Source organism: Vibrio algarum (assembly GCF_028204155.1).
Lineage (GTDB): Bacteria > Pseudomonadota > Gammaproteobacteria > Enterobacterales > Vibrionaceae > Vibrio > Vibrio algarum.
Genome location: NZ_JAQLOI010000001.1, coordinates 1,752,133 through 1,770,145, shown reverse-complemented (window position 1 = coordinate 1,770,145; position 18,013 = coordinate 1,752,133). Strand labels below are relative to the sequence as shown.

At 41.2% G+C, this 18,013-nt stretch carries 14 protein-coding genes, 3 tRNA genes and 3 pseudogenes; 7 read left to right on the top strand and 13 right to left on the bottom strand.

All coding sequences use genetic code 11. From position 1 onward, the window contains the following. Window positions 1-260 precede the first annotated feature (260 nt). Window positions 261-2,003 carry a methyl-accepting chemotaxis protein gene (locus tag PGX00_RS08465; protein WP_272135247.1) on the top strand — a complete coding sequence of 581 codons (1,743 nt, stop codon included), beginning with the start codon at window positions 261-263 and terminating at the stop codon, window positions 2,001-2,003. A 142-nt stretch (window positions 2,004-2,145) separates the two neighbouring features. On the opposite strand, the gene PGX00_RS08460 is transcribed toward PGX00_RS08465, so the two are convergent. Both PGX00_RS08460 and PGX00_RS08455 read right to left on the bottom strand, forming a co-directional pair. Beyond that, window positions 2,146-3,819: an EAL domain-containing protein gene (locus PGX00_RS08460; protein WP_272135246.1), complete on the bottom strand. Its 1,674-nt coding sequence runs from the start codon at window positions 3,817-3,819 to the stop codon at window positions 2,146-2,148. A 191-nt stretch (window positions 3,820-4,010) separates the two neighbouring features. Then, on the bottom strand, window positions 4,011-4,673 hold the full coding sequence (locus PGX00_RS08455) for an SDR family NAD(P)-dependent oxidoreductase (protein ID WP_272135245.1): 663 nt from the start codon (window positions 4,671-4,673) through the stop codon (window positions 4,011-4,013). Between the two features lie 151 nt (window positions 4,674-4,824). On the opposite strand from PGX00_RS08455, the pseudogene PGX00_RS22775 reads away from it, so the two are divergent. The 4 genes and pseudogenes from PGX00_RS22775 to PGX00_RS08440 form a co-directional block, all read left to right on the top strand. After that, a pseudogene (locus tag PGX00_RS22775) lies at window positions 4,825-5,019 on the top strand (glucose PTS transporter subunit EIIB); the annotation flags it as partial. Between the two features lie 87 nt (window positions 5,020-5,106). After that, window positions 5,107-5,316: pseudogene (locus PGX00_RS22770) on the top strand (glucose PTS transporter subunit EIIB); the annotation flags it as partial. A gap of 27 nt (window positions 5,317-5,343) precedes the next feature. After that, window positions 5,344-5,568: pseudogene (locus PGX00_RS08445) on the top strand (glucose PTS transporter subunit EIIB); the annotation flags it as partial. 303 nt (window positions 5,569-5,871) lie between these two features. Further along, entirely contained in the window at window positions 5,872-6,561 is a 690-nt protein-coding gene (locus PGX00_RS08440) for a hypothetical protein (RefSeq protein WP_272135244.1), read from the top strand. Window positions 6,562-6,653: 92 nt separating this feature from the next. Here PGX00_RS08440 and PGX00_RS08435 read toward each other — a convergent pair. The 4 genes from PGX00_RS08435 to PGX00_RS08420 form a co-directional block, all read right to left on the bottom strand. Further along, window positions 6,654-6,739: transfer RNA gene (locus PGX00_RS08435), tRNA-Leu, on the bottom strand. A gap of 222 nt (window positions 6,740-6,961) precedes the next feature. Continuing rightward, window positions 6,962-7,648 (bottom strand): LutC/YkgG family protein, encoded by a 687-nt coding sequence (locus tag PGX00_RS08430; RefSeq protein WP_272135242.1) that lies wholly within the window; start codon window positions 7,646-7,648, stop codon window positions 6,962-6,964. Further along, window positions 7,645-9,072, bottom strand: coding sequence for a LutB/LldF family L-lactate oxidation iron-sulfur protein (locus tag PGX00_RS08425; RefSeq protein WP_272135241.1), 1,428 nt, complete (start codon window positions 9,070-9,072; stop codon window positions 7,645-7,647). The genes PGX00_RS08430 and PGX00_RS08425 overlap by 4 nt, the downstream gene beginning before the upstream one ends. Then, the gene (locus PGX00_RS08420) at window positions 9,072-9,827 is read right to left on the bottom strand and encodes a (Fe-S)-binding protein (RefSeq protein ID WP_272135239.1); all 756 of its coding nucleotides are present in this window, start codon (window positions 9,825-9,827) and stop codon (window positions 9,072-9,074) included. Before PGX00_RS08420 ends, PGX00_RS08425 begins: the two co-directional genes overlap by 1 nt. A 128-nt stretch (window positions 9,828-9,955) precedes the next feature. Here PGX00_RS08420 and PGX00_RS08415 point away from each other — a divergent pair, with 128 nt between their 5' ends. After that, entirely contained in the window at window positions 9,956-10,855 is a 900-nt protein-coding gene (locus PGX00_RS08415; protein WP_272135237.1) for a LysR family transcriptional regulator, read from the top strand. A gap of 64 nt (window positions 10,856-10,919) precedes the next feature. On the opposite strand, the gene PGX00_RS08410 is transcribed toward PGX00_RS08415, so the two are convergent. The 5 genes from PGX00_RS08410 to PGX00_RS08390 all read right to left on the bottom strand — a co-directional run bounded on the left by PGX00_RS08410 (window position 10,920) and on the right by PGX00_RS08390 (window position 16,620). Next, window positions 10,920-12,206, bottom strand: a complete 1,287-nt coding sequence (locus tag PGX00_RS08410; RefSeq protein WP_272135235.1) for a rhodanese-like domain-containing protein — start codon at window positions 12,204-12,206, stop codon at window positions 10,920-10,922. Between the two features lie 50 nt (window positions 12,207-12,256). After that, entirely contained in the window at window positions 12,257-12,583 is a 327-nt protein-coding gene (locus tag PGX00_RS08405; RefSeq protein WP_272135233.1) for a hypothetical protein, read from the bottom strand. Window positions 12,584-12,619: 36 nt separating this feature from the next. Beyond that, the gene (locus tag PGX00_RS08400) at window positions 12,620-13,213 is read right to left on the bottom strand and encodes a cytochrome b/b6 domain-containing protein (RefSeq protein ID WP_272135230.1); all 594 of its coding nucleotides are present in this window, start codon (window positions 13,211-13,213) and stop codon (window positions 12,620-12,622) included. Between the two features lie 18 nt (window positions 13,214-13,231). Then, window positions 13,232-14,851 (bottom strand): tetrathionate reductase family octaheme c-type cytochrome, encoded by a 1,620-nt coding sequence (locus tag PGX00_RS08395; protein WP_272135228.1) that lies wholly within the window; start codon window positions 14,849-14,851, stop codon window positions 13,232-13,234. Between the two features lie 617 nt (window positions 14,852-15,468). Next, on the bottom strand, window positions 15,469-16,620 hold the full coding sequence (locus tag PGX00_RS08390) for an iron-containing alcohol dehydrogenase (protein ID WP_272135226.1): 1,152 nt from the start codon (window positions 16,618-16,620) through the stop codon (window positions 15,469-15,471). A gap of 172 nt (window positions 16,621-16,792) precedes the next feature. Between PGX00_RS08390 and PGX00_RS08385 the strand changes: the two genes are divergently transcribed. Beyond that, window positions 16,793-17,686 (top strand): AraC family transcriptional regulator, encoded by an 894-nt coding sequence (locus PGX00_RS08385; RefSeq protein WP_272135224.1) that lies wholly within the window; start codon window positions 16,793-16,795, stop codon window positions 17,684-17,686. A 103-nt stretch (window positions 17,687-17,789) separates the two neighbouring features. Here PGX00_RS08385 and PGX00_RS08380 read toward each other — a convergent pair. After that, window positions 17,790-17,865: transfer RNA gene (locus PGX00_RS08380), tRNA-Gly, on the bottom strand. Window positions 17,866-17,898: 33 nt separating this feature from the next. Further along, window positions 17,899-17,984: transfer RNA gene (locus tag PGX00_RS08375), tRNA-Leu, on the bottom strand. Window positions 17,985-18,013: the final 29 nt, after the last annotated feature.

Here is an 18,013-nt window from a genome sequence, read left to right as displayed (position 1 = left end):
AATTGTGAGCAAAAAATCGGTTCAATGTCGTATTTTTATACGGGACATCTCACTTAATCCCGCTGACCCACATAACATAACATTGCAAACTATATGCTAATTTTGTGATCAGTATATCTAAAGCGGAATTTAGCAGTGAAAACTAAAGTCTTATTGCGGAAAAACGTTCAACTTTTTAACCTAACTGTCGATAATGTTTCATTAAATCAATAAAATTCTTTATAGAGTTATTGCCTACTAAGACGAAGAAACTAAACATTATGAAAAAAATACCCTTTAAAGCGAAAGTGCTCGCGCTGCTCATCGCGGTTATTGCCGTGTCGGTTCTCACTTCTTTCTTAAGTGCTAACTACTATATAAGCCAGTATATATCTCAATCTGATACTAAAAATATTCAAAGCCAGTTAACCTTAGTGAAAGATAAACTTGTGGGTGACATCAATAATGATGTTCGACTCGCCAAGAGTTCAAATTTCAGCATAATGGAAATCTCATCGACGCTGGAAGCGACCGGATTCAAAAATATCGTCAAACTATCTTATGACTTATTATTTGATCGAAACGGTAGCATTGACCAGGCCGATGATATAGAAAAATACAAATCAAAAATTGTTACCGCAGGAACTGAAGCGGTCATTAGTGATATCTATTTTGAAAACGGTGTTCCTCATCTAAGTATTGCTATCCCTCGTGGTGACTCTGGTGGCGATTTATTCATCATTGATTTAACGAACACTCAAACCTTGTTGGAAGCCTCTTCGGTTGAAGGAAGCTACGTAGAATTGAAAGATTCCACCGGTAATATCTTGTTTTCGAACAAAGTCGATGGTGATTTAATTCCAGTAGTAAACAACTTTAATGTGGGTAACAAACAATGGACACTTACCGGGTTCATTGACAAGGGCTTCATACAAAAAAATACCGATAGCCTAAATGGTTCGATTACTATTGCTCTGCTTATCGCTTCCGCTATTTTAATTCCATTAAGTATTATCGCACTCACTATCGCCTTCAAACCCATCGTCGCTCTGCGAGATGTCATTACCGACCTTGCAAACGGCAGCGGTGATTTAACCCATCGATTAAAAGTAGAAACACAAGACGACTTAGGCAAAATCGCCGATGGTATCAATAAGTTTATTGAAAACCTTCAGCACATGATGCTCGATGTTTCCTCTTCAAGTGAAAAGATCAATGAAGAAATTTCTTTGCTAGAAGGCCAAGCCGATTCTAGTCAGAACCTGCTTAAAGCGCATACGGCAGAAATGGAAATGGCAGTTACGTCGATTAATGAAATGAGTTCAACCGCAGATGCAGTAGCAGAAAGCGCTGCCACAGCGGCAAAACAAACTCAAGCCACCAATGAAGAAGCTGAGCAATCTAAGGTTATTGTTCAACAGGCGGTAAGTAGTGTTACCGCATTAGTTGATGAGGTAGAACATACCTCACAAACGATTGTTTCTATGAATGACGATACAGCACAAATTGGCCAGGTATTGAATGTGATTGGTGAGATAGCTGAACAAACGAACCTGTTGGCGCTAAACGCAGCGATTGAAGCGGCGCGTGCTGGTGAGCATGGCCGAGGCTTCGCAGTGGTAGCCGATGAAGTCCGTGCACTTGCAGCACGAACCCGACAAAGCACAACAGAAATCAACGAAATGCTGGATAAACTGAGTGCAGGCTCAGAAGCCGTTGTCTCAAGTATGCAATCTACTAAAGAGAGTTGCCAACAGACTGCTGAAACCACGTCTCAAGTAATGAATTCGTTAGACCTAATGACTGACTCCGTTGTTGAAATCAATGATGTTACGGCACAAATAGCGACATCTGCTGAAGAACAGAGTTCAGTTACTGAAGAGATCAATAGAAATATGGTAGCGATTCAGCAGATGATAGAAACGCTAAACAGCAACGGTAATGAAACGGTGAGCAGTACCCATCAACTTAACAGCTCAAATCAGCAATTGGTTAGTATCGTGAGTAAATTTAAGCTTAGTTAAGCTTACTTTATTCTTTGCAAATAAAGACGTCACCTTAAAAAAGTGACGTCTTTATTTGCATCCAATGTGCCTATACAGCCGCGATCTCCCTCTGAAAATGAATACGCAAAAGAAATACAACGTAATGATAGTAGAAAGCGCGTTATTCAAAATTAAGTAAATCCCAAGATACATCTAGCATTAATGCGTCAAAGGCTTTCATAGGCCTTGCAAACAAGAAGCCTTGATAAGAACTAACGTTGGCTGAATCAAAAATACTCAGCATCTCTTTAGACTCAATACCTTCTACCGTCACGGCAACACCACGATGCTGGTTCATGTCATTTAAAAACTTAAGGTAAGAAAACGGCTCTTCCGCTTTACTTGCTTCAAGTGCAAACTCTCTATCAATTTTAAGCTGCTTAAATGGCAACCGGAAAAAGCCCGTCAATGAGCTATGACCTGATCCAAAATCATCCATAGCTAAATTAAAACCAAACGCATTCAACTGCCTTATTTGGCTCATCGCTTGATGTTTGTCTTCAAGCAACACGGACTCTGTCAGCTCTAACATGATATTAGAAGCCGAAACGCCACAATTTAACGCTATCTCTGCTGCTCGTTGAGGAAAGTTGCCATCTAACAGCTGTAATACCGACACGTTAACATTAACACTGATATCACTATCCCACTTGCTGTTGTATTCCTTGATAAAAGTACATGCTTGCTTCAGAACGGTTTCACCAAGGGGATCTATAAAGCCTTTTCGTTCTGCTACTGGGATAAACTCGCCAGGGTATATTTCGCCCTTATCGCCAAGTTCCCACCTTGCTAATGCTTCAAAACTGGTTGGTCGGTAGGTTTTAGCACAAACAATAGGTTGTAAACGAATAGAAATTTCACCGTTTTCTATCGCCCCTTTTATCCGGCTTTCTATAAAGAAGAAACGTTCTACTTTTTTCTGTACCCCTGGGTTACAGATAGCCCAGTGAGCAGGCTCATGTCTTTGTGCATATTCGCATGTCTGTGCTGCCCAACTGATCACTTCTTCAGCGGGCTTAGTGTTGTCTGTACACGGATAAGCACCCACGTACACTTCACCAGCAAAAAGTTTACCGTCTGCTCTCGACATGTTTCGAAAATCGGTAACAAACTGCTGACACATTTCTGCTAATTTTTGCTCGCTAATTGCGCTATATATCAATACTGAAAAAGTGTCTAAGGAATTTCTGTAGAATTCGCAATGATGGCTTTGGAATGCGTTCATGCAAGAGATAACTCGTTCAATCATTTCTCGTATGAGCTCTTCACCATATTGATTTATATAGGACTTTATTTTATCTAAATGAATGTGTACTAAAATGCTGTTACACGTGGCTTCTAAAATATCTTGTTTCAGTTTGTCACTATTGGGTAGCCCTGACGCTTTATCGTAGTACGCAAGTTGACGAATATAAGACTCTAACAACTTTTGTTCCGAGATATCTCTATGGTTTCCCACCATATAACTACCTGATTCATCTTGCTTCATGACACCAGTAGCTTCTATCCAACAAAACGTACCATCTTTTTTACGCACTCGATATTGAGTCATTACGCGTTGATGCGATAGATTCGCTTCAACATGAGTATCCACTTGGTTGGTAAATTCTTTTTTGTCTAACGGATGAATGAGTGCAAGCCAATCATCGAGATGGGTATTGTCCAAATTCAATTCAAACTGCTGATAGAAGGTATGGTTATAGAAAGACACATTAGCATCTTCATCCATAATCCAAAGACCTTCAACCGCTGAGTCAAACATACTAATGAAACGGCTATTATTATGGTGCGGCATTCTTAATTACTAATCCAATTTATCAATAGAGTGTCGGGCAACACTAAAACATATTATTTAACTTAGATTTAACTATTCTGACATGGTAACAGTTTTGATTATAAACATAAGGCTCAATATATAAAAAACGTTAATTCGCTACTGCTTATGCTGTTATTTTCGCAAATTCAAGACGTCCGACCAGAGGGCGTTTACATTCTATTTACAACAATGTCTGAAATATACCCATTTGAAGTACTTTGCAGCGCATTCTTTATCATTTTGGCCGCTTCCTCTGCGGACATAAATGAGGATGTGTCCAATTGTTTTCCACTGGTTTGCCAGAACTCTGTTGCCATCCCTCCGGGATAAACACCAATCAGTTTCATTTTCTCGCCTTTCAACTCCAATCGTACCGATTCAACTAACCCTTTCACTCCCCACTTAACCGCACAATATGTCGACTCTCCCGCTTTTGCCGTTTGCGCTGCAGTAGACATAATAATCACCACTTGTGTCGGTTTATCTCTATATCGCTGTACCAGCTCTTGAAGCAGGTGAATAGTCGTTAGCAAGTTATTATCTATCAGATTACGTATTTGATTGGGATTTTGCAGTTCTAACGGACCAAAATAGCCGCTACCTGCGCAATGAACCACCATATCCGGCCGTGGAATAGAATCAAACATTGTTGAAACTTGTTCTGCATCGGCCAAATCCACTGATAACGCTTCTATTTTTGCGGATAACCCTTTGCTTACTTTACAGAGCTTTGACGGATCCCGCCCTGTAATAATCACGTTTTCATTGTCGCTAACATATTGCTTTGCTAAAGCCGCGCCTAAGCCACTACTAGCACCTGTTATTAGAATCATCTTCGCTCCTAAGTGTCATCGATAGAAGGCCTATTCTATTCGATATACATAAAATTTAATATTATTGTAAACGTTTCCAAAAATTCGTTATATACTTAGCAGCGTTGAGCAATATTTGAACACTATATATTTAGGTATCAGGAGTTATTTTATGTCGACTAATTTTTCAGATTCAGAGATGGCAGGTGCGCTAGTAGCGGCGTATGGCGGTAAACAAAACATTGTTAAGTTAGATGCCTGCCTTACTCGACTGCGTATCACAGTTAAGGAGTTTTCTGCCGTTGACCAAGCGAAACTAAAAGAACTTGGTGCGTTGGGCGTTGTAACTGTCGGTCGCGTAGCCCAGTCTATCTTTGGAAAAAATGCAGACAAATATAAAATAGCGATGCAAACTTGGATAGATAGCCACCCAGAAGGCGGTATCTCTGAAGTTCTCATTTCTGCATTCGGCGGAAGAGAAAACATAAATGGTGTTGATGCTTGCCTGACTCGTCTTAGAGTATCAGTCAATAAAACGTCATCAGTGAATCAAGAAGAGCTTAAAAAACTCGGAGCTAAAGGCGTTGTTGTCATCGATAAGAATGTACAAGCTATCTTTGGTAAAGCGTCGGATGAATACAAATCTGATATGCAAGCATGGCTCGACAGTCACCCAGGTGAAGGGATCTCTGCTGAGCTCGTATCTGCCTTTGGCGGTAAAGACAATATTACAAAAGTAGACGCTTGTCTTACTCGACTTAGAATTTCAGTAAACGAAACGACTTCTATTGACCAACATAAATTAAAAGAACTGGGCGCCAAAGGGGTTGTTGTAATAGATGAGAATGTACAAGCCATTTTTGGTAAAGAGTCGGACAACCTAAAACAAGGCATGGCTGCTTGGTTGGATAAGTAAACATCCATTCTGATGCTTGCTAGGTGTTAGACGCTGATGCGCTAGCGGTTGGTAATATAAGCAACTCTATAAAAGCGGCTGTGTTTTAGCCGTTTTTTTACATCTTACAAAACATTCTAGTATTTCAAATCCGTACAACTTTTATTCATTTAACCAACGCCTATCGCTTAAATCTTTTTAACAATAATAGGTTGCATCACAATTAATTCCTTTCTTATAACTTTATCAGCTAGATAAATCCCTATTCGTGCTATAAAATTATTATCAGAATGATAAGTATTCGAAGTATTTAGGCTGTCATATATGAAACTATTTAAGTACCTGATTTACGGATTTATCGCCATCATTGTGGTGTGTCTCATTGTGTTAATTATTCAGCCAGAGCAATCTCATGCACTAAGACCAGAATCAGAACAGACCAAACCAATAGTCACCAGTTCAAATGCCAGTCTTATCTCTGAGCCATCTGAAACCATTGTTGTACCAGAATTGATCCAACCCAATGAAGTGAAAGCGGCCCTCAGCCCGGATCAAGTTAAAGAATTGCCTGCTTTTATTCATGCCTTACCTAAAGAACCAGCCGAAGTGGATAGTAACGGCAACGGTTTACGCGATGATATTGAAGTTTTCATCGGTTATAAATTTCCTTACCATCCCAAAAAACGCGCTGTATATGTTCAGATGGTTACTATTGTGGATAAAATCGCAAAAGAGCGCGGCAGAGGGCGCATTTCTAAGCAGTATTCTATCTTTCAAGAAGAAAAAAATGCGATTCAATGTTGGTATGACAGTGGATTTAAAGAAGAAGAACTCATCCAATTTAAAGCGTTAATACTTAATAATAGCTATCGTCAAGAAAGCTACCAAGCTACCGTTGACGTTAGAAAAGATCTAGACCAAGAGATAATTGACTCTCTAGAAGTTGCTGAGAAGCCCTGCGATCTAATGGCGAAAGAATACCAGATAGCGCTGCAAGACTGGAAACCTGAATAACAAGACTGCATTACCAAACAGTGCACGAGTCGAGTTGACCTAATGAAACAGACGTAAAAAAGCCCCAGCATTTCTGCTGAGGCTTTAATAGATGGTGCCCCGGGCCGGACTTGAACCGGCACAGCCATAAGCCGAGGGATTTTAAATCCCTTGTGTCTACCAATTCCACCACCAGGGCACGCAATTCTGTATTGCGATGCATCTAACTGTATTGAGTTGACACCATCTGCTTTATTGAAACGTATTCAATAACTAAAATCTGTTTCACACGGGAATGTTCTCTCGTGTGGCGGCTAATTTACTCATTTTAAAAAATAGGTCAAGCTTATTTCTTTAATTAATTGTTTAACCGAACAAAAAATGGCTAGTTCGCTTCATTTTCATCCTATTTTGTTACTTTTCACTCATCTTTTATGATCAACACCACTAACTCACTGGGTCCATGAGCGCCATAAGCGAGAGTCTGCTGAATATCTGCGGTCTTAGAAGGGCCAGAGATTAACAGGGCGTTAGTCGGCATTGATTTGTTCCACTGATGTTTCATCATTACTTCGGGAAAGTTGCTTAATATTGTCGATTCGTCCATTACAGCGATATGGCATGGAGGAACCAGTGATAATGTTCGAGGCTCTTCAATACTAGGCCATAACACCAAGGCTCCTGTATCTGCTATACCGTTCAAGGTGTGTGTAATTCCCACATCAACCTGTTCAAATAACTTGGTCTTCCACCCTTCTATCTTATTCGTGAATTGCGTTACCTCTAGGTTTTCTATTCCCTGAATAAAATCAGCATGATATTTACCTGATGTTCCTACCGCCGCCTTTTCACATCCCTTCTTAGCAACAACCTGTTGGATCGCCCCTTGTAGCTCATTTCTTGAGATTGACATGACCTCAGCATGATTGGCTGTCATCATCGCAACAAAGCGCTTAGTTTTATCAGCCTGATTCGGTTGGTCTACTTCTCCCCAAGGCAGATATTGTTGGGTTTCTTTATCCAACGGTTGCACTTTCGCCTGCTTCAACCGTTGTAAGATATTGTTTCTCGCACTTTGAGAACCCATTTGTGAATTATGTAAACTCATTGTCCGCCCCTTTTGTTCTCTTTCATTGTTTGGTGTAGTGTTTTTTTCGCAGGTTGTGGTGCTGTTCGGCATTGTGTCCATGGGCCTATGTTTTTGGGCATAAGTCCTCTTAGCTTGGCTGTTGCACCTGTACCAAAGTGATAGAGGTTTGGATGAGTTGCTGCGTAGGCGAAGCTTTTTATCGCCAATGATTCTGTTTTACTGGCCGCAGACGCCTGACCATCTAAGGGTAAAGTACCTACCGGCTCAGGATTCTTTGCTTCTCGCCTTAATCGTTGCAGCATTTCTGGGATAGGAATACGCACGGGGCACACTTCACCACAGGCACCGCATAAGCTTGACGCGGTAACCAAATGCTTAGTTTGTTCTATACCTAGCAAGTGAGGTGAGATAATTTTCCCTATAGGCCCCGGATAAACTGTACCGTATGCGTGTCCACCAATTTTAGTGTACACCGGGCAATGATTCATGCAGGCTCCACAGCGTATACACTGAAGAGTCTTTCGTAATTCTTCGTCTCTATACGCTTGAGTTCTACCGTTATCGAGTAAAACTAGATGTACCTCTTGAGGCCCATCTTTTTCACCTGGTTTTCTCGGTGAGGTTATCATGTTGAAATAAGTACTGATTGCTTGTCCCGTCGCTGAGCGAGTTAGCGCACTATATAGCGGAGGAACGTCAGATAGAAACTCGACAACCTTCTCGATACCGGTAATGGCAATGTGGACGTTAGGCACGGTTGTGGTCATGCGGCCATTACCTTCGTTTTCTACAAGACACAGTGTGCCCGTTTCTGCTACGGCAAAATTGACACCTGACAATCCTATATCCGCATCATGAAACTTACGACGTAACCGCGTACGCCCAGTTTGAATCAATTCATCCACATCAACTGTTGGTGAAAAATCATCTAGGTTTTGTTCGAAGGTATCGCTTACTTCCTGTTTATTTTTGTGTATTGCCGGCATGATAATATGTGATGGCTTATCACCATCAAGTTGGACAATATATTCCCCCATATCACTTTCTAGGCATTCAATACCTATCTTTGCCATTTCGTGGTTGAGTTCAATCTCTTCGCTCACCATCGATTTACCTTTGATAACAAACTTACCATCCACTCGATTAGCGATATCCGCGACAATACTGTTTGCTTGCTGAGCGTCTTCTGCCCAATGGACTTGAATGCCATTCGCGATACAGTTTTGTTCAAGCTGTTCGAGCAGTGTTGGTAACTTACTTAAACATCGTTGTCTGATAGCTTCTGAAAGATCACGAATTGCCGTCTCTTCGTCTTGATCTGAGAACGCCGTTTTTCGTTTATCTCGTAGGTAATCCATCGCACCACGGAAATTTGCCCGTAATTGCTTATCTTGTAGGGCGGTTTTTGCTTGAGTATGGAAGTCTTGAGGCGTCTGTGACATTAGTGAGCTCCTCCTATTCGTTCAATTATAAAGCTCGCGATATGCTGCCCTCTAATTGCTTTTCCTTGATACTCATACGCACCATTAATATTGAGTAAACACCCCCAATCTGCGCTCACTAACGTATCCGCACCTACCGCTTCTATGTGTTTTGTTTTGTCCTCGACCATAGCCTGGCTAATATTTGGGTGTTTTACCGAAAAAGTACCGCCAAACCCGCAACATTCCTCTTCATAAGCCTGTTTCTTAAGTTCTACATTATCTAACTGGTCTAGGAGCTGAGTTGCGGTAACATGAACATTCATTTCACGTCTTGCCGCGCACGATGTATGCATCACTACGCTACTTTGCTCTCCTTTGTCCGTTAGTTTTGTTCGACATACGTTAACTAGAAATTCTGTCAACTCAAATACACGGTCGCAAAATTGATTTACCGAAGACTCCTGTTTATCCCCTTTAAACAAGCGTTGATAATGATGATGCATCATACCTCCACAAGAGCCAGACAAAACAACAACTGGATATTGTTCTGGAAACAGCGCTATCTGACTCAAAGCGATTTTTTTTGCTTCATCATCGTAGCCCGTGGTGTAAGCTGGCTGGCCGCAACAGGTCTGCTTTTCAACGAAGATAACCTCTAGTCCCTCGTTTTCCATGAGACGCATTGCATTTAACCCGGCGTCTGGGTCAAACATATCCACTAAGCAAGTGGCGTAAAAATAGACTTTATTCGGCTTCGTAGGGTAAATACGCATGTATTGTGGCCTCATTGCGTTTATCTTGTGTGAGTTATTGTTATGTTTACTTTTTCAACAATAGTCCTTTATCTTTGAGCGATATAGGGAAATAATGAAATTAATTATTTCCAAATAAGATATAATGTATGAATGCAGATGATTTATTGCTCTTTGCACAGGTCATTGAACTTAGCAGCTTTAGCAAAGCTGCTGAAAAAAATAACCTTACAAATTCAGTAGTTAGCAAGAGAATTACACGGTTAGAGAAAGAGCTTGGTGTTGCTCTGCTTTACCGTACGACTCGAAAACTAACGCTTACAGAAGCGGGGGCCACCCTGTTAGAACATGCTAAAACTGTGAAACAAGCGGTGTTAGATGGTCAAGAAGCGCTCTCTGGTTATGGGGACGCAATTAGCGGCAACATACGAATGTCTGTACCAACAATTTCTGGTCGGCTGGTATTGGCGGATACGATTGCCGAATTTTGTAATCTTTACCCTGGTATCAATATAGAAATGAACCTGAATAATCGGTTTGTAGATTTAGTGGAAGAAGGCTACGATTTGGTCATTCGAACCGGTCATTTAGAAGACTCAAGTTTAATAGCACGACACATTACTGACTCTCAATGGGTTGTTTGCGCCTCACCCGACTATATTCAATCTAAAGGCCGCCCTTTTATTCCTTCTGATCTCGTTAAGCACAACTGCCTTAAATATACCTATCAAACAAGTGGCGCAACCGAATGGGAGTTTAAAGGTAAAGATGGGGATTACATTATTACTGTGGCAGGTAATTTCGCTACCGATGACGCTTCAGCGCTGCGAAGAGCAACTCTAGGAGGGCGTGGTATCGCTTATATGCCTTCTGTATTGGTTTACGATGACATTGTGGCTGGTGATTTAGTCGATATTTTTCCAGACTTGGTCGCAAAGAAATTAGGTATCTATGCGGTATACCCCTACACCAAGCAGGTGCCAAAGAAAATACAGCTACTTATTGAGCATATAAGAGACAAGTATCACTCGATTCTTCACGTATTCTGAGTTCGTAGTTCCACTCGCTATAGAAGAGAGGCCATGCGTTAACTCATTAACGCATGGCCTTTTTTTACATCAATTCAATACCGTTATCTTTTGCAACATCAGCAAAGGTGTCGTTTAAGAACTTAACGTTTGTGTAGCCCTTCTTAGTCAGTAAGGTATATCCAAGTGAAGCACGTGCACCACCGACACAGTGTAAAATGACCAGTTTATCTTTAGGGATCTTAGCGAGGTTTTGGTCTAGCTCACCTAAAGGAATATTAACAGATCCTTTCACCGCGCCGTGGTTTACTTCGCCAGCATCTCGAACATCGATAATCATTGCTGTGCCTTCTTTAGCCGCCTTCACAAAGACCGACTCTTCAACTGCACCCTTAGCCAGTTTTTTCTCATAGACAAGTTCAGTCGCTACTTTATCTTCAGGCAGTTTTGCAGCTGCCCAACCTTCCATGCCTTCTTTTAAGATGACAACATTCTTAAATTTCCAAAAAGTAAGCACTTCATAGGCTTCAATAGCTTCATCTGCATCCGCCGTATTAGCAACGATAATTATTGGTGCCTTTTTATCTCTCAAATTAAAGATAGTGCGTTTATTTGTTGGCACCTTCTCTTTATTCATCTTCTCATGCATTGCAGAAAGTTCTTCAGAAGGCAGTGTTACTGCTCCTTTTACTGACATTGCTGGGTTAGCGCGAACATCCAAAATCACATGGTGTTTATCGAGGTTCTTTTTAACCCAGTCTGCGTTCACGTGTGCTGGATAAACCTCACCTTTCCATGCAGGGAAACCTTCTACATAGGCTTTTACATTGGTGTAGCCGTTTGCCATCGCGATCTTAAGCGCGGCGGGACTTAACGGGCAGGTAACACCACCACAATAGAATACGATTAAGGCATCTTTATCTTTAGGTAGCCAATTAAGATTCTCTTTTAACTTATTAGATGGTGTCGCCTTGGATGTTGGTATATGACCTACGTTATAAACGTTCAGTGGACGTGCATCACCAATGAAGACTGGTTCGCCTTCATCTAATAGCTCAGATAGCGTATCCGTATCGATGACCTGTTCTGCTGGAAGTTTAACCAATACTCTCTTAATTTTGGTTGCGACACCATTTTCGTCTATTGTCGCCTTAAACTTGGTATTTACGGTAAGGTCTTTAAACGACTCAGCATCAACTAATTTCGTCTGGTCGGTAAATTTTATAACCGTAACTTCTTTGGTTTTAGGGTTTAGGTATTGAATAACCTTGGCGTTGGTAGAAATGGATTGAACTTTACCTACTACCTCTTCAGCCATTAGCGACATTGGCGCAAACAGCAACGATGTAATAATCAGCGAATGTTTTAACATTTTGTTTTCTCCAAATTATGAATAGACTTTTTGTCGACCGTTAGATTTAACTAGTTACAAGCAGCCAGCTCACCACTATCCGCTGCGTACTTAATTGCAAAATCGGCAATATGCGGTGCGATTTTTTGGAAATCTTCGCTTGCGAGGAATTCAGCTGATTCAGGATGTTTTTTACTGTATGTTTTGATAAATCTTTTCGCATCTTTTTTGAAATAGCGTTTCCATTCCACTTTTAGATGCTGTTCTGCAAAATCTTGGCCGTTATAACCAAAATACGGACGCAGGTATTCTAAATAATACTCTTGTCCCTCTGCGGCATCTGCACATGCACCGAAGGACATCATTGCGGCTAACAGACCCAAAATTATTTTTTTCATGGTAAAACCCTCTGTTTTTCAATTTAAAATTCTTTGTTATTCGATCTCTTCTTTGCCTGACAGCATCGCTTTCATATGACTAGATAACTTCTGGCCAAGCGTAATAAGATATAAATGCACCACAAGGAAAGCGATAACCGAATAAGCACAAAACGTGTGTATTGCTGCAACTATCCCTATATGGTCGATAAACCCTGCAGCGCGCAATTCTGGAAAGAAAAAGAAGATTAACCCTGTGATTATTTGCAGCGGGATTAGTACAAACAACAGACCAAGATAGGCGACTCTTTGTAATGGGTTAAACTTGTTTACTGGAGACATATGGTGAGGATGTGGTTCACCAACAAAAACCCCGTACAGATAGAATCGCAATACCCCGTCAATGCCTTTCATATCTGGTACAAATTGCTTCCATTCACCAGTAGTGAATACCCACGTAAATATCATCACGACCAACGCCGCCCAAATAAACCCAGCGAAATGGTGAAAGTGCGAACTTTTTCCAAAACCTAAAAGGTCGATAGTTCCGTGTAGCTCCAGGCCGGTTACGATAAGCAGCAATACTAATGCAGCTTGTCCCCAGTGCCAGAAGCGTTCAAAACGTTTAAATATTACAACTGTCTTGTTCATCATAATTTCCCGTAATTGTTACTTCTGGTTAGTCTGTTGCTTACGATTGCGCATCGTGATTATTCTTCCTAGCGCATGCAAAATCACGCCGGCCAATCCACCCCAAATTGCAATGGCTCCAAACCATTCAACCAAGGTATAGCTGTCGCGACCCACTAAATAAAAATCGTTCAATCCATTTAATCGGCTTTGATTACTGTGACAAGCCGAGCACTTCACGGCTTGGTCCGCTGGCGCTACCATGTGTTTAATTGGCCAATAACCATTAGTTTCAACGAAGTCGTAATTACCGCTAAATTCAACATGATTCAATTTTGCACCGGCTTCTAAGGCTTTGTCCCAATCTAATGTTGTCCAAAGCGCGCCAGACGAAGCTTTACCGTATAATTTGATAGGTAAAATTCTGTTTAACTCGGTATCGTAAGGTTGATTACCTTTATGGATTTTAAAAGGCCAGATACGTGCATCAGGGTCGTTATAGCTACCCGTTGGCGGGTTGATATCAATAGGTGCGTTATTGGGATCTATAGTATCCAATAGCGTCATTTGATTAAGTTCGCCTTTGTACCAACGGTACTCCGGAACCACATTTTTACCCCACGTGAATGTGCCTTTTTTACTCATATATGAGTGATTTTCGACACCATCAAAGATTTCGTCTTCTACATAAGGTTTGCCGTCTTTAGTTTTCCCTGCTGTCGACCAGTCCCAAGAAAGTTTGGTTAGGTAAGGCCCACGAGCCATTTCTGGTATGTGACATGACGTACAAGCCACTTTGGCGGTGTGATTATCAATATCTCTATCGTCGTGTGGTGCCGCACTATGACATGATTCACATGAGACATTGTTGCCATCACGATCAGAACGCCCCATGTTGAGGTCATGGTCTACAAAGGCTTTACGATCGTTGTAGCGACCCGAGATTTGGTGGTCATTTGTGGTATGGCAGTCTTGGCAAGCGAAGTCGAGCTTCTCAGGGCTCATATGCACATCTAATGCGAACTCTGGCTGAACTAGGGACATGTCCGTGTCACCATGCTTAACACCATTACCACCGCCTCCGTTAGCATGACAGGCTAGGCAGTTTTCGCGTTCCGGGTTTCCTACATGCGTTGCTACGTAAGAAAGGTCTACCGCTTTTTGTAGTTTCCCACCTATCATTTGATCTTCGTAGTATGGATGACCAGACGACGCAGACGATTTTTTATAGGTGCCGGTAGTGTCATGACAAACAAGGCAGTCGACATTTTCTTCTGCTTCTAAATCAAAGTCTTCATTGCGCCAACCAAAACCAATATGACACTGTGTACAGCTCTCATTCCCTTTCGCCGATACACAGTAGTTATTAAAACCGTTTTGTGCTTTACCAACCTGTACTCCGTCCACCTCTTTGGACCATGTCCAATGGAAAGTTTGATGGAGTTGCTTTGAAGCTTCGGTATGACATTCCAAGCACGCTTCTGTTACGTCAGGTGCGTAATCAAACTCTTGATTAAGCACTTCAAAGGTAGCGTGATCAGCAGTACTCGTTATTGAGCTGACTTCTCGTTTTAGCGTGGCGTTCTCCTCTACTCCTGAGGCAGAGGAGAAACTCGCCCAAGAACAAAGTAGCATCGCTAGCATGATTAATTTCTTCATTTAAAACGTTACCTCTTGATCAGCATCTTCATCTTTGTTGAATAACCTGCTTTCTATCCGTAAAAACTAATGAAGTGTTATATGTGATGCTTATATAAAAATCATAATCTCTCGTTTGCATTAGGTAACTTCCAAAGGCGATACACTCGACTAACAAACAGAAGAAACTAAAACACTAAAAGCTTATATACATATCACTAATATAATACTAAAACCCATAACTTACCCATGGTTTTTAAAAAGTTCAGTGAAACCTTCTAACTAGATCACATACTGTAGATATAATTATCAATCTCACAAATTGATCCATGTCAATAAAACAGTAATAATCGATATAAAACAATTATTTATAATGCATATTTAATTACTGGCAAATGCTATAAACTCGAAAGAATAATCCTAAGGTGGTAGATTATTTGTTAAATAGATCAACTGTATTGATGTGATAATTTAGAGATTAACTTTGCTAAGATTTCAGCTGTTCTACTTTTGAATTGAATTGAATTGAATTGATAAATGACATTTAGGGGCTAAGTTTTCTCTTATTTTGTTGTCATTAAAAAAGCCCCTTGAACGATCAAATTCAAGGGGCTCTGATATTTTAAATCTCTAACTTATTAAGCAACAGAAGCTTCAAGTATTTTTCGGCTTTCATCAAGTGTAATTGCTTGGTTTTCACCAAGTGTCGACATGCCGTGTGCTTCTAGGTTAGCAAGAATATCTTTAACGGTAGTAATTTTATCTGAACCACTATCTGTCAATTGAGTCGCGACATCTAGGCTATGGTAAAACGCTTCGATTGCTTCAATTGTTCTTTCCGCTAAATCACTCCCTGATTCTAAAGCGAATACATTAGTACCCATTTGTTCTAGCTTAGCTCGTTTAGCTTCAATTTGGTTGCGGTATAACGCTGGCTGAATCATAGCCAGTGAACGAGCATGATCGACACCATATAATGCCGTCAGTTCATGGCCTATCATATGCGTTGCCCAATCCTGAGCAACACCAGCACCGATCAGACCTGATAACGCTTGGTTTGCAGTCCACATTAAGTTACTACGCCATCCATCGTTATCACGAGAGTCGTAGTCTTTGGCTAAAGTAAGGAGGTTGCGTAACAGAACTTCTGAATAACCGTCTTGTACCATTGCGCCTTCTTTTTTCGTCGTTACGTAAAGCTCACAAATATGAACCCACGCATCAACCAAGCCATTTTTTAATTGACGTTCAGGCAATGATTTCATTGTATCGGGATCAAGCACAGCAAAAATCGGCTGAACGGCCGGAGAACCAAAAGGCAGCTTGGTTTTTGTGGCAGCTTGAGTTAACACCGCACCTGCGTTCGATTCTGAACCTGTCGCTGGTAACGTCAATACAGCAGCTAATGGCACTGCTTCTGTCACTTTATGTTTACCGATGAGAATATCCCAACCATCGCCATCATATTTGGCTGCTGCTACTGCGTATTTAGAACCATCAATTACCGAACCACCACCAACAGCAAGAACAAAATCAATACCCTGCTCTTTAATGATAGCGACCGCTTTATCCATAGTTTCCACTGTTGGATTAGGTTCAACGCCTGAAAACTCTTGCCACTGATGCTCAGACAATGCTGCTGCAACTTGATCATAAACGCCATTGCTCTTGATGGAACCACCACCGTATATAACCAGTACTTTCTTTTCTGCTGGAATCTGTTTTTTGATTGCGGCTATTTGACCTTGACCAAACAGTATTGTTGTTGAATTTCCATAGGTGAATTCCATGACTTTCTCCATTACGAGTTTCTAATTGTAGGGTTAAGACGAGTTTTTCCTCGGCTGTTGCATTGCATATTACTCGCAATCATTTGAAATAAAAATACCTAATAATGTCATTTGATTGCCTATAAGTATCACACTTGCTATTTTAAAAGGGTATTAATTTAAGGAGTACAAGGTGAGTAAACTAGCCCATTATATGGACGCCTATATCAACATAAAGCAACTGCATAATCTTGAAGGTTTAGTTAACACCGCTATTCCGGGTGTTAAATTTTACCGTTCGGGTAAGGCCAGGCCGCGTGAACCGCTTCTTTACGAGTCTGGCATTATTGTTGTTGGTCAAGGAATCAAACATATTTATCTTGGTGAGCATAAGATGACTTATGGTCAAGGTGATTTTGTGGTACTAGGCGTTCCACTGCCACTTGAATGTGAGTCTGAAACCGAAGAGAACAAACCTATTATGGGTCTAAAAATAGATATAGCACCAAAACAATTGCATTCTATAATCAGCCATATCGACCAGTATGATACAGATAGTGTATCAACCCTATCAAACAGCCAGCTTGGCGTGACCTGTATGTCAATGTCAGATCCTCTCGAAGAAGCCTATCTGAGACTCATGAAGGTTTTGCAAATAGATTCTGAGGCAGAATTCCTTGGTGCGGACATTGTAAAAGAAATTACCTACCGTGTTCTTAAAGGTCCTATGGGGCATATATTGTTTGAACGTGCTAATTCCGAAGGAAATTATGCGAAACTCGCAAAAGTACTCGATTTATTGCATTCAAACTATGCATCACCTCTCACTGTTGATGACCTCGCAGCAGAAGCATTCATGAGCGTTCCAGCTTTTCACAGAGTATTCAAACAGGTTACAACAGAATCGCCACTGCAATACTTAAAAAAAGTGAGGCTGAGCAAAGCACGCGATTTAATTATGTTAGATGGATACCGAGCTTCTGAAGCCGCGCGTATGGTTGGGTACAACAGTGCATCTCAATTTAGCCGTGAATTTAAGAGACACTTTAATTATTCTCCTGGCACAAGCCACGCACACGCGGTTTGACCTCAACCTTGGCAAGAGTGTCCCTCTACCAATTTCGTCCACATCACGTACTATGCTCACAATGCAAAAAACCCCAGCATTTCTGCTAGGGTTTCTTTAAATTTGGAGCGACACACGAGGTTCGAACTCGTGACCTCAACCTTGGCAAGGTTGCGCTCTACCAACTGAGCTAGTGTCGCGTTGCTACATAGTTAAACGTAGACTTAAATAGATGGTGCCCCGGGCCGGACTTGAACCGGCACAGCCATAAGCCGAGGGATTTTAAATCCCTTGTGTCTACCAATTCCACCACCAGGGCACGCAATTCTTTATTGCTATGCTACTAAC

Excerpts from the sequence above, each read along its gene's own strand:
- PGX00_RS08465 (WP_272135247.1), top strand. The coding sequence starts at position 261 with ATGAAAAAAATACCCTTTAAAGCGAAAGTGCTCGCGCTGCTCATCGCG.
- PGX00_RS08460 (WP_272135246.1), bottom strand. The coding sequence starts at position 3,819 with ATGCCGCACCATAATAATAGCCGTTTCATTAGTATGTTTGACTCAGCG.
- PGX00_RS08455 (WP_272135245.1), bottom strand. The coding sequence starts at position 4,673 with ATGATTCTAATAACAGGTGCTAGTAGTGGCTTAGGCGCGGCTTTAGCA.
- PGX00_RS08440 (WP_272135244.1), top strand. The coding sequence starts at position 5,872 with ATGAAACTATTTAAGTACCTGATTTACGGATTTATCGCCATCATTGTG.
- PGX00_RS08430 (WP_272135242.1), bottom strand. The coding sequence starts at position 7,648 with ATGAGTTTACATAATTCACAAATGGGTTCTCAAAGTGCGAGAAACAAT.
- PGX00_RS08425 (WP_272135241.1), bottom strand. The coding sequence starts at position 9,072 with ATGTCACAGACGCCTCAAGACTTCCATACTCAAGCAAAAACCGCCCTA.
- PGX00_RS08420 (WP_272135239.1), bottom strand. The coding sequence starts at position 9,827 with ATGCGTATTTACCCTACGAAGCCGAATAAAGTCTATTTTTACGCCACT.
- PGX00_RS08415 (WP_272135237.1), top strand. The coding sequence starts at position 9,956 with ATGAATGCAGATGATTTATTGCTCTTTGCACAGGTCATTGAACTTAGC.
- PGX00_RS08410 (WP_272135235.1), bottom strand. The coding sequence starts at position 12,206 with ATGTTAAAACATTCGCTGATTATTACATCGTTGCTGTTTGCGCCAATG.
- PGX00_RS08405 (WP_272135233.1), bottom strand. The coding sequence starts at position 12,583 with ATGAAAAAAATAATTTTGGGTCTGTTAGCCGCAATGATGTCCTTCGGT.
- PGX00_RS08400 (WP_272135230.1), bottom strand. The coding sequence starts at position 13,213 with ATGAACAAGACAGTTGTAATATTTAAACGTTTTGAACGCTTCTGGCAC.
- PGX00_RS08395 (WP_272135228.1), bottom strand. The coding sequence starts at position 14,851 with ATGAAGAAATTAATCATGCTAGCGATGCTACTTTGTTCTTGGGCGAGT.
- PGX00_RS08390 (WP_272135226.1), bottom strand. The coding sequence starts at position 16,620 with ATGGAATTCACCTATGGAAATTCAACAACAATACTGTTTGGTCAAGGT.